This window comes from Microbulbifer sp. SAOS-129_SWC (assembly GCF_039696035.1).
GTDB lineage: Bacteria > Pseudomonadota > Gammaproteobacteria > Pseudomonadales > Cellvibrionaceae > Microbulbifer.
The window spans coordinates 1,148,232-1,163,344 of the sequence record NZ_CP155567.1 but is presented as its reverse complement, the minus strand read 5'-3'; the positions used below and the strand labels follow the sequence as shown (position 1 = coordinate 1,163,344).

Annotated in this window: 13 protein-coding genes; all 13 read left to right on the top strand. The window is 61.9% G+C overall.

The features are described from left to right. Positions 1-229 precede the first annotated feature (229 nt). The 13 genes from ABDK11_RS04885 to ABDK11_RS04825 all read left to right on the top strand — a co-directional run bounded on the left by ABDK11_RS04885 (position 230) and on the right by ABDK11_RS04825 (position 15,113). The gene (locus ABDK11_RS04885; RefSeq protein ID WP_346839182.1) at positions 230-1,021 is read left to right on the top strand and encodes a hypothetical protein; all 792 of its coding nucleotides are present in this window, start codon (positions 230-232) and stop codon (positions 1,019-1,021) included. A 424-nt stretch (positions 1,022-1,445) separates the two neighbouring features. Further along, positions 1,446-1,865 carry an NADH-quinone oxidoreductase subunit A gene (ndhC, locus tag ABDK11_RS04880; RefSeq protein WP_346839181.1) on the top strand — a complete coding sequence of 140 codons (420 nt, stop codon included), beginning with the start codon at positions 1,446-1,448 and terminating at the stop codon, positions 1,863-1,865. A gap of 23 nt (positions 1,866-1,888) precedes the next feature. Beyond that, positions 1,889-2,545 carry an NADH-quinone oxidoreductase subunit B family protein gene (locus ABDK11_RS04875; protein WP_346839180.1) on the top strand — a complete coding sequence of 219 codons (657 nt, stop codon included), beginning with the start codon at positions 1,889-1,891 and terminating at the stop codon, positions 2,543-2,545. Positions 2,546-2,605: 60 nt separating this feature from the next. After that, entirely contained in the window at positions 2,606-4,426 is a 1,821-nt protein-coding gene (gene nuoC / locus ABDK11_RS04870) for an NADH-quinone oxidoreductase subunit C/D (RefSeq protein ID WP_346839179.1), read from the top strand. A 20-nt stretch (positions 4,427-4,446) separates the two neighbouring features. Then, positions 4,447-5,016, top strand: coding sequence for an NADH-quinone oxidoreductase subunit NuoE (nuoE, locus tag ABDK11_RS04865; protein ID WP_346840176.1), 570 nt, complete (start codon positions 4,447-4,449; stop codon positions 5,014-5,016). Further along, positions 4,994-6,298 (top strand): NADH-quinone oxidoreductase subunit NuoF, encoded by a 1,305-nt coding sequence (nuoF, locus tag ABDK11_RS04860; protein WP_346839178.1) that lies wholly within the window; start codon positions 4,994-4,996, stop codon positions 6,296-6,298. The genes nuoE and nuoF overlap by 23 nt, the downstream gene beginning before the upstream one ends. 50 nt (positions 6,299-6,348) lie before the next feature. Beyond that, complete coding sequence (gene nuoG, locus ABDK11_RS04855; RefSeq protein ID WP_346839177.1) at positions 6,349-9,207, top strand: NADH-quinone oxidoreductase subunit NuoG; 2,859 nt, start codon at positions 6,349-6,351, stop codon at positions 9,205-9,207. Beyond that, positions 9,207-10,160 (top strand): NADH-quinone oxidoreductase subunit NuoH, encoded by a 954-nt coding sequence (gene nuoH, locus ABDK11_RS04850; protein WP_346839176.1) that lies wholly within the window; start codon positions 9,207-9,209, stop codon positions 10,158-10,160. The genes nuoG and nuoH overlap by 1 nt, the downstream gene beginning before the upstream one ends. A gap of 28 nt (positions 10,161-10,188) precedes the next feature. Beyond that, positions 10,189-10,707, top strand: a complete 519-nt coding sequence (gene nuoI, locus ABDK11_RS04845) for an NADH-quinone oxidoreductase subunit NuoI (protein ID WP_346839175.1) — start codon at positions 10,189-10,191, stop codon at positions 10,705-10,707. A gap of 100 nt (positions 10,708-10,807) precedes the next feature. After that, positions 10,808-11,335 (top strand): NADH-quinone oxidoreductase subunit J, encoded by a 528-nt coding sequence (nuoJ, locus tag ABDK11_RS04840; RefSeq protein WP_346839174.1) that lies wholly within the window; start codon positions 10,808-10,810, stop codon positions 11,333-11,335. Further along, on the top strand, positions 11,325-11,648 hold the full coding sequence (gene nuoK / locus ABDK11_RS04835) for an NADH-quinone oxidoreductase subunit NuoK (RefSeq protein ID WP_346839173.1): 324 nt from the start codon (positions 11,325-11,327) through the stop codon (positions 11,646-11,648). The genes nuoJ and nuoK overlap by 11 nt, the downstream gene beginning before the upstream one ends. 1 nt (position 11,649) lies before the next feature. After that, complete coding sequence (gene nuoL, locus ABDK11_RS04830; RefSeq protein ID WP_346839172.1) at positions 11,650-13,491, top strand: NADH-quinone oxidoreductase subunit L; 1,842 nt, start codon at positions 11,650-11,652, stop codon at positions 13,489-13,491. Beyond that, entirely contained in the window at positions 13,488-15,113 is a 1,626-nt protein-coding gene (locus ABDK11_RS04825; RefSeq protein WP_346839171.1) for an NADH-quinone oxidoreductase subunit M, read from the top strand. Before nuoL ends, ABDK11_RS04825 begins: the two co-directional genes overlap by 4 nt.

Below are 15,113 nucleotides of genomic sequence, written 5' to 3'. Positions count from 1 at the left end.
ACATAAAATCGCGCAGCGAAGAAAAAGAAGCGCCAGCTAATCCTGATTCCGGTAAAACTCCACTGTCGACGCCCGCGCAAAACGCCAATCCCTCCTCTATGCAACCTTTACAGATTTCCTGCAGCGGTTTTAGGATCGTGTTGTGCATGAAGTCCGGTGCACTCGGATAGCAGTTTCGCTATTCGCGCACAGTTGTCTCAAAAAACTACAATGTTAAGGACAAACACCTATGTCTTCATATTTCTCCAAATACAAACTTGCCCTGGGTCTTTCTATCTCACTGCTGAGTGCCGGCGCCGCCGCCAATCACAGCTGGAACAATTATCACTGGGCGCGAACCGCCAACCCGGTGAATTTGCAGGTAATCGACAGCGTCACTCCCGACTGGCAGCAACAGCTGAACGACACCCTGTCGGAATGGTCCTCCTCCAACGTGCTCAATCTGGCAATCACCTCCGCCGATGACAGCAGCAGAACTCGCAAGCGCTGCCCCGCGGTCACCGGTCAGATTCGCGTCTGCAATGCCGCGTACGGCAACAACGGCTGGCTCGGCCTGGCGACCATCGGCCTCGACAGCAACGGTCATATCGACCAGGGCACCTCCAAGATGAACGACAGCTATTCGTCTTACTGGCAGGATCCGGCGGAGAAAAACCACGTGATGTGCCAGGAAGTGGGCCACGTATTCGGCCTCGGCCACACCAGTGAAGACGGCAGCAGTCAGGGCACCTGCATGGACTACTCGAGCGACCCGAACAGCCAGTGGCCGAACCAGCACGACTACCAGATGCTGTCTGACATTTACAGCCATCTGGACAGCTACAACAGCTACGACGACGGTTCCTCCAGCGGTGGCGGCACTTGCCACGGTAAGAAGTGCAAAATGCGCGGCAATATTCCGATGGGTGTGCGCGTGCACAGCGACAGCCGCCACGAGACCTGGGTCGCATCCCGCCCTGACGGCGGCCTGTGGATCCACCACGTACTGCTGGTGCCGCAAGACGGCAGCCACCAGCACTGACCGCACGCTAACGCCTCCCCCGGTCGGTCGCTCAGACTACCGGAGCGTTATACGCGCCAGAACTCCGGGGCCAGTTGGCCCCGGAGTTGTATTGAAGCGCCCCGCTGTCACAAAAAACTTCAGAAATTATTCACATAAGAAAACAATAACTAAGAATCAATCGATCCTACCCCACACTGGTTTCCACGACAGTAAAGCTTTATAAAATCGCAACGGCATTGCGAAACGGGAAAACCCGACTATTTTTTCTGTCTGAAACTTCCTGCAAATAAATACAAAAGAACAATCTTTTCAATCCAATCGGTACCAGTGGTACACCCTGACAAGCTCGCTCTTACCGAGCTGGCACAAAGGGGGCATACAGATTTACAGCAAAAATAAATTGGCGCAGCGTTAGCCGCACCAGCGAATCTGGAGAGAGAAGTTGAATTCAACAACCATATCCAGCCAGGTTATTTGGCCCCTGGTTGTCTACAGCCTGGCCGTTTTCGTATTGATCGCGCTGATGCTGGGCTTGTCCTATGTACTGGGTCAGCGCCGCCACGAAAAAGCTACCGATGAACCCTACGAGTCCGGCATTGTGTCGCAGGGTAGCGCGCGCCTGCGGCTCTCGGTGTCCTACTACCTGGTCGCCATTCTCTTCATTGTGTTCGATCTCGAAGCCATTTACCTGTTCAGCTGGTCCATTGCGTTCCGTGAGACCGGTGTGGAAGGTTTTATCGAGGCCGCCATCTTTATCGCCATCCTGCTCGCCGGCCTGATCTACCTCTGGCGGCTCGGCGCCCTCGACTGGGGCGGGCGCCAATTGAGCCTGCAGAGCAGCGACACAACGCAACGACAATAACCCGGCAACGAAAAGGAAACGCCATGCGCTGGAAATTAACCAACGCAAGCCAGGACGACAACCTGATCGCCGCGAGCAGCGGGCAGTCTGACGCAGAAATTTTCTCCGAGGAAATCAAGCGCAACATCCTGCTGACCAAACTCGAGGACCTGGTGGCCTGGGGTCGTGCCAACTCGCTGTGGCCATTCAATTTCGGCCTGTCCTGTTGCTACGTGGAAATGGCCACCGCGTTCACCAGCCGCCACGACATTTCCCGCTTCGGTTCGGAAGTGATCCGCGCCACGCCGCGCCAGGCAGACCTGATCGTTATCTCTGGCACGGTATTTATGAAAATGGCCCCGGTGTTACAACGCCTGTATGAACAGATGATGGAACCACGCTGGGTTATTTCCATGGGCTCCTGTGCCAACTCCGGCGGCATGTACGATATCTACAGCGTGGTCCAGGGCGTCGACCGCTTCCTGCCGGTAGACGTCTATGTTCCCGGCTGTCCGCCGCGCCCGGAAGCCCTGATGCAGGGGCTGACCTTACTGCAGAAAGCCGTTGCCGCCGAGCGGCGTGGCCTCAGCTGGGTGGTGGACGACCACGGTGTGCGCCGAATCGAAAAACCCAGTTTCCGCGATGAGCTGCGGGACGAGCGTATGCGCGCGGACAAACTGCGCGCGCCGGACGCCGTCTAGGCACCCAACAGTCCCCACTGCCCTTTGGGGAGAGGGAAGAAACGCGCAACAGGAAAGCCTATGAGCCATGTAATCGCCCCCAGCGTTTACTGCCCCACGCCCTACCGGGCTGCTGCCGAGGCATTTATCGCCGACCTGCGCCGGTCTTACCCCGGTGGCACCGACGGGAACGACCACTACTGGCTGCAACCGGACTGCCTGGACATGCCGACGCTGTGGGTCGGCCCGCGCGAACTGCTGCCATTGTTGCGTTTCCTGAAAGAAAAAATCTCCCGGCCCTTCGCCATGCTGTATGACCTCAGTGCGATTGACGAGCGGCTGCGCACCCACCGCGGTGTGCGGGAGGCGCGCCAGCCCGAGAGCGATTTCACCCTGGTTTACCAGTTATTGTCCGTCGAGCGCGACCTGTTCCTGCGCGTCAAGGTGGCACTGCCGGAGTCGCGCCTGTCGGCACCGAGTGCCACGCCGATCTGGACCAGCGCCAACTGGTATGAGCGCGAGGTCTGGGACCTGTTCGGCATCGAGTTCATCGGCCACCCCAACCTGCGCCGCATCATCATGCCGCAGACCTGGCAGGGACATCCGCTGCGCAAGGATCACCACGCCCGCGCCACCGAAGTGGATCCCTTTACCCTGTCCGCAGAGCAGCAGGAACGCGAGCAGGATGCCCTGCTGTTCCGCCCCGAGGAATGGGGGATGGCGCGCGCCAGCGACAGCGCCGAATTCATGTTTCTGAACCTGGGCCCCAACCACCCGAGTGTCCACGGCGTGTTTCGCATCGCCCTGCAACTGGATGGCGAGCAGATCGTCGATGCGGTGCCGGATATCGGTTACCACCATCGCGGTGCGGAAAAGATGGCCGAGCGGCAGGCGTGGCACAGCTATGTCCCCTACACCGACCGTATCGACTATCTCGGCGGCGTAATGAACAACCTGCCTTACGTACTGGCGCTGGAGCAGCTCGCCGGTATTGCGGTACCCGCGCGTGCGCAGGTGATCCGCGTGATGCTGTGCGAACTGTTCCGCATCGCCAGCCACCTGGTGTTTTACGGCACTTTCGCCCAGGACATCGGCCAGATGTCGCCGGTGTTCTACATGTTCGTCGACCGCGAAAAGCTGTTTGGCATCATCGAGGCCATCACCGGCGGCAGAATGCACCCGGCCTGGTTCCGTATCGGCGGCGTAGCCCAGGACCTGCCGCGCGGCTGGGACACTATGATCCGCGAGTTCCTCGACTACATGCCGGCACGCCTGCACGAATACGAGGGCATGGTGCTGAAAAACAAACTGCTGCAGCGCCGCACCCGCGGCATCGGTGTCTACAGTACCGCCGAAGCGCTCGACTGGGGCGTAACCGGGCCGGGTCTGCGCGCCACCGGACTCGAATGGGACCTGCGCAAACGGCGTCCCTACAGCGGCTACGAGCAATTCGAGTTTGAAATTCCCGTCTATGATGGAGGGGACTGCTTCGATCGCTGCCGTGTACGCGTCGAGGAAATTCACCAGAGTCTGCGCATTATTCGACAGTGCGTCGACAACATGCCGGAAGGCCCCTACAAATCCGATCATCCGCTGACAACTCCGCCGCGCAAAGAACGGACCATGCAGGATATCGAGACCCTGATTCAGCACTTCGTCAACAACAGCTGGGGCCCGGTGATGCCGGCGGGGGAAGTCTGCTTCCCGGTAGAGGCGACCAAGGGCCTGAACAGCTACCAGATCATCAGTGACGGCGGCACCAACGCCTACAGAACGCGTATTCGCACGCCGTCGTTCCCGCACCTGCAGATGATCCCGCTGATGTCCCGTGGCCTGCTGGTGGCGGACCTGATCGCAATCATCGCCAGTATCGACTTTGTTATGGCGGACGTGGACCGCTAGGAGGGGGAACCGTGACCAGTATGTTTGAACCGGAAGTCGCAGAATTGATGGAGCACAGCAATACCGGGCCCGAGGCAAAGGCAAGCGCACTCAGTGACGCGGAAAAAGCAGAAATCGAGCGCGAGTTTTCGCACTACGAAGACAAGGCTTCCGTCGGTCTGGAGGCCCTGCGCATTGTGCAGAAGCACCGCGGCTGGGTCTCCGACGAGGCCCTGCAGGCCGTATCTGCCCACCTGGGGATTCCGGTCGCGCAGCTCGAAAGCGTCGCCACCTACTTCCAGTTGATTTTCCGCCAACCGGTAGGGCGCGAGGTCATGCTGTTGTGCAACAGCGCCAGCTGCTGGATCACTGGCTGCAGCAGGTTGCAACAGCATATCCAGAGCCGGCTGCATATCGCCCCCGGCCAGACCAGCGACGACGGTATTTTCACGCTGCTGGAGACCCCGTGTCTGGGCGATTGCGACAAGGCCCCGGTAATGATGGTGGGCGAGGAAATGCACCGCCAGCTCACCGAAGAATCCATCGACGAACTCATTGAAACGAAGCGCAGCCAGTATAAGAAAAGCCATGCCGACCAATCCCCTGACTAATCCGCTCAGCAAAAACCTGGGTCCCGACAACACCGCCGTCGATATCGAACGCTATCTCGGCAACGGCGGCTACAGCGGCTGGCGCAAGGCACTGGAGAAAGCGCCGGAAGACCTGATCAAAATGGTCCAGGACGCCGGCCTGCGCGGGCGCGGTGGCGCCGGCTTCAATACCGGCCTGAAGTGGAGCTTCGTGCCCCGCGGCGAAGACAGTCCGCCGGTGAAATACCTGGTGTGCAACGCCGACGAGATGGAGCCGGGCACCTTCAAGGACCGCCTGTTGATGGAGCGGGATCCGCACCTGCTGATTGAGGGCATGTCCATCGCTGCCTACGCCATCGGCGCGCGCATCGCCTACATCTTTATCCGCGGTGAATACCACCTGGCCGCCAGCCGCCTGCAGCACGCCATTGACGAGTCGCATGCCCAGGGGCTGCTCGGTGCGGATATCCAGGGCAGCGGCTACAGCCTGGAAATTCATTTGCACCGCAGCGCCGGTAACTATATCTGTGGCGAGGAAACGGCCCTGCTCAATGCCCTCGAAGGCAAGCGCGCGGTGCCCCGCGCCAAACCGCCCTTTCCCCAGGTCAGCGGCCTGTGGGGAAAGCCGACCGTGGTCAACAATGTGGAAACCCTGTGCAACCTCCCGCACCTGGTCGAGCTCGGTATCGACTGGTACCGGGGCCTCGGCCGCGGTCAGGATGCCGGCAGCAAGCTGTTCGGGGTCAGCGGGCGGGTAAAAAACCCCGGCACCTGGGAACTGCCGATGGGCACACCGATTCGGGAAATTATCGAGCGGCACGCCGGCGGTATGTGCGACGGCTATCACCTGAAAGGATTTTTACCCGGCGGCGGCTCCACCGACTTTCTCGGCCCGGACCATCTCGACCTGGCCATGGATTACGACGTGATCGGCAAGGCCGGCAGTCGCATGGGCACCGGCACCATTATCGTGCTCGACGACCGCACCTGCCCGGTGGGCCTGGTACTGAACCTGAGCCGCTTTTTCGCGCGTGAATCCTGCGGCTGGTGCACCCCGTGCCGGGATGGATTGCCCTGGGTGGTGCAGGTGCTCGAACGTATCGAGCGTGGTGAAGGCGTGCCCGAAGACCTGGAACTGCTGCGCGAGCAGACACGACGCATGGGGCCGGGCAACACTTTCTGCGCGCTCGCGCCCGGAGCCGCCGAACCGCTGCAGAGCGCGCTCAAATTATTCGAACAGGATTTTATCGACCACATCCGCCACGGCTGCTGTCCCTACGCAACCGCAGCCGCAGTGGTGTAAATCGGTAGGGTGCGCCCCGCGGGCGTTAATGATCAACGGAAGACACAATCATGCCGACAATAACAATAGACGGCGAACAGCATGAGGTAGACGACGGTCAGAACCTGCTCAACGCCTGTCTGTCCCTGGGCATCAACCTGCCCTATTTCTGCTGGCACCCGGCCATGGGCTCCGTCGGTGCCTGTCGCCAGTGCGCCGTCGTCGAATACAAAGACAGTGACGACCAGCGCGGCCGCCTCGTGATGGGGTGCATGACGCCGGTCAAGGATGGCGGCATCTATAGCATCAACGCTGACAGCGCGTGTGACTTCCGCGGCGGCATCATCGAAAACCTGATGACCAATCACCCCCACGACTGCCCGGTATGCGAGGAGGGGGGCGAATGCCACCTGCAGGACATGACCGAGATGAGCGGCCACACCAACCGGCGCTATCGCGGCACCAAGCGCACGCATCGCAACCAGTACCTCGGCCCGTTTATCAACCACGAAATGAATCGCTGCATCGCCTGCTATCGCTGCACGCGTTTTTACGGCGACTATGCCGGCGGCAGCGACCTGGCGGCGCTCGGGCGCAACAACCAGGTCTATTTCGGCCGCAGCGAAGACGGCATGCTGGAGAGTGGTTTCAGCGGCAACCTGGTCGAAGTCTGCCCCACCGGCGTGTTTACCGACAAAACCTTCAGTGCGCATTTCGTGCGCAAATGGGATCTGCAGACGGCCCCATCAATCTGCGAACACTGTGCCGTAGGCTGCAACACCGCGCCCGGTGCGCGCGAACCCGGCAACGGCGAAGACGCAATTCTTCGCCGTGTGACCAACCTCTTCAACCACGACATCAACGGCTACTTCCTCTGCGACCGCGGCCGCTTCGGTTACGACTATGTCAACAGCCCGGCGCGTATCAAAAAAGTGCTGGCCGCGCAGGCCGTCGATATCATCGAAACCACCGCCGGTGCGCAGGAAAAAATCCACAGCGAAATTCCGCCAGCCGATGCAGTGCGGCAATTCGGCCAGACCGTCGCCGCCGCCCACAAGGGGCGCCGCCGGCTGCTCGGGATCGGCTCACCGCGCGCCTCGCTGGAAAACAATTTCGCCCTGCGCCAGCTGGTTGGCCCCGATAATTTTTATGCGGGCATCAATCGGCGCGACCTGGACCTGGTACGACTGGTCGATCGCATCCAGCGCGATCCGCGCCTGTACAGCCCGACCACGCCGCAGATTGAAGACGCCGATGTGGTGCTGATTCTGGGCGAGGATATTGAGCAGACGGCGCCGCGTATCGCGCTAGCGATACGCCAGGCAGCGCGCAACCGCCAGAAGCAGCAGGCGCAGCAGCTTAAAATTCCCCTGTGGCAGGATGCCTCGGTGCGCCAGCTCGACGGTGCGCCCAGCCCGGTGCTGCTGGTCGGCACTGAATCGCCGCTGCTGGCGGAAATCGCCAGTGAACACCTGCCCTGCACCGCCGCGCAGACTGCCCGCTTTGCCGCCGCCGTCGCCGGCGAACTGCGCGGGCAAGCCGGGGAACCACAAGGGCTGCCGGAACCCCTGTGGCAGCTGGCTGCCGACACCGCACAGCTGCTCGGCGCGGCAAAGCGGCCACTGATCGTATCCGGCTGTGGCAGTCTCAGTACCGAAGTGCTGCACGGTGCCGCCGCCGTTGCCACCGCACTGGCTGATCGCAACAACGATAACCACAGCAACGCCCCCTGCGCCCTCTATCTCGCCTGTGCGGAGATGAACAGTCTGGGGCTGGCACAGTTGAGCGCGCCCGGTTTCGGCGATCTTGAACAATTGGCGCAGTCGCTCTCCGCTGAGACAACATCCGATAAGCCCATCAGCCTGGTAATCCTGGAAAACGATCTCTATCGGCGTACCGATACGCAAACGGTAGAGACCCTGCTGGCCCGTGCCGACGAGGTTATCCTTCTGGACAGTCTGCTGCACCGCACCGCGCGGCGCGCTGACCTGGTGTTCCCCGCTGCCGCTACCGCGGAGTCCGAGGGCAGCAGTGTGAATAGCAACGGCCTGCTTCAGCGTTTTTACGCGGTCTATGAAGGCGCCGGGTTTATTCAGGAAAGCTGGCGCTGGATTGTCGATGCCGCAGCGTCCCGCCGGGAAAGGGTGGCCTACGACAGCGCGCTGGCAAAATGGCAGCACTGCACCGAACTCAGCGAGGCAATTGCCTTCGAGTTCAGCCAGCTGGCCGGACTCGCGGATCTGGGGCCGGACGAGGACTACCGTATCGACGGCCTCAAGGTGGCGCGCCAGAGCCATCGTTACAGCGGCCGCACCGCCATCCACGCCCGGCCCCATGTGGCGGAGCAGCCGCCGCCCGCCGATCCCGATGCGCCCATGTCGTTCAGCATGGAGGGCATCCACGACCCCGGCGCGACACCGCTGCAGGCCGGTATCTGGGCGCCGGGCTGGAACTCCAACCAGGCGATCAGCAAGTTTCAGCAGGGCGTCGGCGGTCCGCGCAAAGGCGCCGACAGCGGCGTATCGCTGCGCCGCGAGCCACAATCGCTGCCGCCGTGGCAACTCCACGAGGCACCCGACACCGAAGCGGCTGATGAACTGGTGCTGGTGCCCCTGTATACCCTGTTCGGCTCGGACGAGCTCAGCGCACACGCCGAGGCCATTGCCACAGTCATCGACTCCCCCTATGCCGTTTTCAGCAACGCCGACGCCGAGGCGCGCGACATCGCCGCCGGGGACCAGGTGGAAATCACCGTGGCACAGACACGCTTCGCGGTGTCTGCGTGCCTGTCGGCACAACAGCCTGGCGGCACTCTCGGTGTGCCCTTCGGCCTGCCGGGACTGGAATCGCTCGCCGGGCTGCTGCCCACGGCTGCGAGCCTGAAACGGCTCGAGTCACAATCATCGACGGACGGCGGGGAGGCGCACTGATGGCTACCTGGATGACCTTCGCCAATATCTTCGGCGTACTGCTCGCCGCGGTGATCCTCGCAGCGCTGTTGACCTGGGGCGAGCGGCGCCTGCTGGGCCTGTGGCAGGACCGCCCCGGCCCCAATCGCGTCGGCCCCTTCGGTCTGCTGCAGGTGGTCGCGGATATGATCAAGCTGTTCTTCAAGGAGGACTTCGTACCGCGCTTTGCAGACATTCCAGTCTTCGTACTCGCGCCCACGGTGGTCATGGCGTCGATGCTGCTCGGTTTCGCCATCATCCCGGTGTCGCCGCACATCGGTGTCATCGACCTCAATATCGGCCTGCTGTTCTTTCTCGCCACCTCGTCGATGGCAGTCTACAGCGTGCTGCTCGGCGGCTATGCCTCGAATAACAAGTACGCGCTGCTCGGTGGCCTGCGCGCCGGTGCGCAGACGGTGTCCTATGAGGTATTTATGGGTCTGAGCCTGATGGGCGTGGTGATGATGGCCGGCAGTTTCAACCTGCGCGAAATTGTCGTCGCGCAGACCGATGGCTGGTTTGTGCTGCCGCAATTCGCCGGCTTCCTGGTGTTTTTTATTGCCGGTATCGCCGAAAGTCACCGTCTGCCGTTCGACCTGCCGGAAGCGGAACACGAACTGACCGCGGGTTTCCACACCGAGTACTCGGGTATGAAGTTCGGCATGTTCTTCGTCGGCGAATACCTGTCGGTAATTCTGATCTCCGCGCTGATGACCACCCTGTTCCTCGGCGGCTGGCTCGGCCCCTGGCTGCCGTCAAGCGTGTGGTTTTTCCTGAAAACCGGGTTCCTGGTCATGCTGTTCATCCTGTTGCGCGCCGCGTTGCCGCGACCGCGCTACGACCAGCTGATGCAGTTTGGCTGGAAAGTGATGCTGCCGGTGGCGCTGGCCAACCTGCTGCTGACTGGAGGCATCCTGTTATGGCATCAATCGTAAAGCCCCATCGCGGCGACGGAGGTTACCCATGCTGACCAGCGCCCTGCGCAGTATGTGGCTGGTATTCCGGCACCTGTTCAGCCGCAATGCCACCGTTCAGTACCCGGAGCAAAAACCCTATCTCGCGCCCCGCTACCGCGGCCGCATCGTGCTCACCCGCGATCCCGACGGCGAGGAACGCTGCGTGGCCTGCAACCTGTGCGCGGTTGCCTGTCCGCCGGACTGCATCTCGCTACAGAAAACCGAGGACACCGACGGACGCTGGCGCCCGGAATATTTTCGCATCAATTTTTCCCGCTGCATCATGTGTGGTCTCTGTGAAGATGCCTGCCCCACTTACGCGATCCAGCTCACCCCGGACTTCGAGATGTGCGAATACGACCGCCAGAATATGGTGTATGAGAAAGAGGATTTGCTGATCAGTGGCCCGGGGAAATACCACGACTACAGCTTTTACCGCGTGGCCGGCAAGGCCATCGACGGCAAAGGCAAGGGCGAGGCCCAGCATGAGGCGGAGCCCATCAACGTGAAGAGCCTGAATTTATAACAACATGTTTGGGTGAACGGTGAGCAAATAGCGCCCTCCCTCCGGCACGCCCCCGCCAGCGGGCGAGGGCTACCGGTCTCGCCGACAGAGGAGTAAAAAAATGAACCCAGTGTATTTCTATATCACCGCTGCCGTCGCCGTGCTTGCCACAGCCATGGTGATCATCAGCCGCAATGCGGTGCATGCACTGCTGTACCTGATCATTTCCCTGCTCGCCACGGCGATCATTTTTTACCTGCTCGGCGCCCCCTTCGCCGCAGCACTGGAAGTCATTGTCTACGCCGGCGCGATCATGGTGTTGATGGTGTTTGTAATCATGATGCTGAACCAGGGCGACGCCGCAGTGGAACAGGAAATTCGCTGGCTGCACCCCACAGTCTGGCTCGGGCCGGCACTGCTTGCCGGCATGCTTTTGGTGCAGATGGTTATCCTGCTCCGCGCAGATGCCGGCGGTGTAACGCCGGGTGCGCACGCGGTCGATTCAAAAGCGGTGGGCATTGCGCTGTTCAGCCGTTACCTACTCGCCGTAGAGCTTGCCTCAATGCTTTTGCTGGCGGGCCTGGTCGGCGCTTTCCACCTCGCGCGCAATCACAAATCGGATCTCGAGGAGGGCCCTGATGTCGCTTGAATCCCTTACCTCCGGTGGACTGCAACACGGTCTGGTGCTGGCGGCCGCATTGTTCTGCCTCGGGCTCGCGGGCCTGCTGGTGCGCCGCAACATTATTTTTGTGCTGATGTGCGTGGAGATCTGCACCAATGCCGCCGCACTGGCATTCGTGCTCGCCGGTGCGTATTGGGGCAATGCCGACGGCCAGGTGATGTTCGTGTTTGTGATCACCCTCGCCGCCGCCGAGGTGGCCATCGCCCTGGCGCTGGTGCTGCAGTTTTATCGCCGCCGACACACGGTGGACATCGATCAACTGAATGGATTGCGAGGCTGACATGGCCAATATCGCCAGCTGGATTCCCCTGTTACCGCTGCTCGGCTTTATCGCGCTGGTTGCGATGCCCCTGTTCAGTCACAGGGAGCCGCCAGAAACAGTGACGGCGCTGATCGGCGCAGGTAGCGTCGGACTGGCCGCGCTGGCGACGGTCGTACTGGCTGCCGGCAGTTTTATCGGCCATCCCGATGCCACGGCGCAACTGACCCTGGGCAACTGGCTACAGGTTGACGGCCTGGCGCTGGCGTTTGGTTTTCACGTCGACTGGCTGACAATGGTCATGCTACTGGTGGTCACCGGGGTGGGCTTCCTGATCCACCTCTATTCCGCCGGCTATATGCGCGGCGACGATGGCTACCGGCGCTACTTCGCCTACCTGAACCTGTTCGTGTGCGCGATGCTGCTGCTGGTGCTGGCAGACAACCTGGTGCTGCTGTATCTCGGCTGGGAAGGCGTGGGGCTGTGCAGTTACCTGCTGATCGGTTTCTGGTACCGCGACCCGGCCAACGGCGCCGCCGCGCGCAAGGCGTTTATCGTCACCCGGATCGGCGACACCGCCATGGCGATTGGTCTGTTCCTGCTGTTTCGCGAGTTCGCCACGCTCAATATCCGCGAGCTATTCACCGCCATCGGTTCGGTGCCGCGCAACGATGCCACCGTTACCCTCGCCGCGCTGTTGCTGCTCGGCGGCGCCGTCGGCAAATCGGCACAGCTGCCGCTACAGACCTGGCTGCCCGACGCGATGGCCGGCCCAACACCGGTCAGCGCACTGATTCACGCCGCGACCATGGTCACCGCGGGCGTGTACCTGATCGCGCGGCTGCACCCGCTGTTCGCACTGTCCGACACCGCCATGAGCGCCGTGGCCTGCACCGGAGCCCTGACACTGCTGCTCGCCGGCTGCAGCGCACTGGTGCAGTCAGATATCAAACGGGTACTGGCTTATTCCACCATCAGCCAGATCGGCTATATGTTCCTCGCACTGGGCGTCGGCGCCTGGTCCGGAGCCATTTTCCACCTGCTGACCCACGCCTTTTTCAAGGCACTGCTGTTCCTCGGCGCCGGCTCGGTGATCCTGAGCCTGCACCACGAGCAGAATATTTTTGCCATGGGCGGCTTGCGCAGCAGGCTGCCGCTGACCTGTGTCTGCTTTGCGATCGGCTGCGCCTGCCTCGCCGCCCTGCCGTTTACCTCCGGCTTTTACAGCAAGGAGCAGATACTGCAGCAGGCGTGGGTGCATTACGACGGGTTCAACGGTATCTGGCTCGCCGGCATTATCGGCGCATTAATCACCGGGATTTACAGTTTCCGCCTGCTGTTCACGGTATTTTTCGGCGGCGCGGGTGACGCGACACTGCGCTGCGAGGATGCCAACAATAGAGCCATGGTGCCGCCACTGCTGGCACTGGCCGCACTGGCCCTGCTGGGCGGCCTGCTGGCGCCGCCTCTGCAGTCGGTGTTCCCGCACACCGGGGCGGAATCCCATGCGCCGGGCTGGGTGGAGGCCGTGGCGATCACCATGCCGCTGCTCGGCCTGGCCATCGCCTGGTGGACCTGCCTGTACCGCCCGCAACCCCGCCGCGAACCGTCGGTGCTGGCGCGCTTCTGGTTTAGCGGCTGGGGGTTTGACCGGCTCTACGACACACTGCTGGTCAGGCCCTTTGTAACCCTGGCGCGCTGGAACCGCGACGATATCGTCGACTGGATCTACCGCTCCATCGCGGCCGCCAGCCGTGCGCTGCATCTGCTGTTTTCCACCACCCAGAACGGCCAGGTGCGCTGGTACATGGCCACGCTCACCGCCGGCACCATCCTGTTCCTCGCGCTACTGGTGGCACTATGACCCTACTGGCGATTATTGCGGTACTGTTTCTCGGCGGCACGCTCGCCTGGCTCGCGGAGCGCCTGATCGGCGGTGGCGGCCGCTGGCTGTCACTGCTGAGTCTACTGGTGGCACTGTGGCTGCTGGCCGGCTACCTGCCGGAATTGCACGGCGGCATTGCCGTTGCCGGGGCGCCGCAGTGGTGGGACAGCCTGGACCTGGCCTGGATACCGCGCTTCGGTATCCGCTTCAGCCTGGCCATCGACGGGCTCGGTTTCCTGTTGCTGGCCCTGACCCTGGCCATGGGATTGTTCGGCCTGGCGATGACCTGGAACGACATCCACTTTCGCCGCGGTTTCTTCTATTTCAATTACCTGTGGACCCTGGCCGGTGTGGCCGGCGTGTTTACCGCAACCGACCTCTTCCTGTTTTTCTTTTTCTGGGAAGTGATGCTGATTCCGATGCTGTTCCTGATCGCGGTCTGGGGTTATGAAAAGCGCCTCTATGCCGCCATCAAATTTTTTATCTTCACCCAGGCCAGCAGCCTGTTGATGCTGATGGCGATCGTGGCGCTGGTCTATCTGCACTATGCCGACAGCGGCGAAATCACCTTCAGTTACGACGCACTGCTGGCGGCGCACCTGCCGGCGACTGCCAGCTACTGGCTGATGCTCGGTTTCTTTATCGCCTTCGCGGTCAAGCTCCCCGCCCTGCCCTTCCACCCGTGGCTGCCCGACGCCCACACCCAGGCGCCCACTGCCGGCAGTATTCTGCTCGCGGCCATCCTGCTGAAGACCGGCGCTTATGGCCTGCTGCGCTTTACCCTGCCGTTGTTTCCCGCGGCCTCGATCACGTTTGCCCCGGTAGCCATGGCCCTCGGTGCGGCGAGCGTAATCTACGGCGCGGTGCTGGCATTCGCGCAGCGGGATATGAAGCGCCTGGTGGCCTATTCGAGTGTCAGCCACATGGGCTTTGTCCTGCTGGGGCTCTATGCGCTGAATACCGTCGCTATCCAGGGGGCGGTGATGCAGATGATTGCGCACGGGGTCAGCACCGCGGCCCTGTTTGCAATCGTCGGCGCGCTGCAACATCGGCTGCATACCCGCGATATGCACGCCATGGGCGGCCTGTGGAGCGTCCTGCCGAAACTGTCCGCCATCGCACTGTTCTTCGCGGTAGCCTCGCTGGGCCTGCCGGGGCTCGGCAACTTTATCGCCGAGTTCCTGGTATTGCTCGGCAGTTTCAGCAGCCAACAGTGGATCACCGCGATCGCCGCGCTGGGTATGATCGGTGCCGCACTCTATGCACTGGCGATGATGCAGCGGGTATTCTTTGGGCCCGCGCCCGAACCGGAGCCCGCGCAAGACGACGACACCAGCGCCCGGGATTTGGGAGTGCGTGAAACCCTGGCACTGCTTGTGCTGGTTGTGGCGCTGGTGTTCCTCGGCCTTCGACCACAGGGCGTCTTCAACACCGCCGCCCCCGCGGTTGCCGAACTGGTCTCGCGACTGGACACGGTGCGTGTCGCCGACAGCTCGACCCCGGCACGACACCAGGAACAGGTACAACAACAGGAACAGGCACAACAGCGGCCGGGTATCGCCGCCGACTGGCAGCCCGCCAACCACCGAGGGGATAATTGA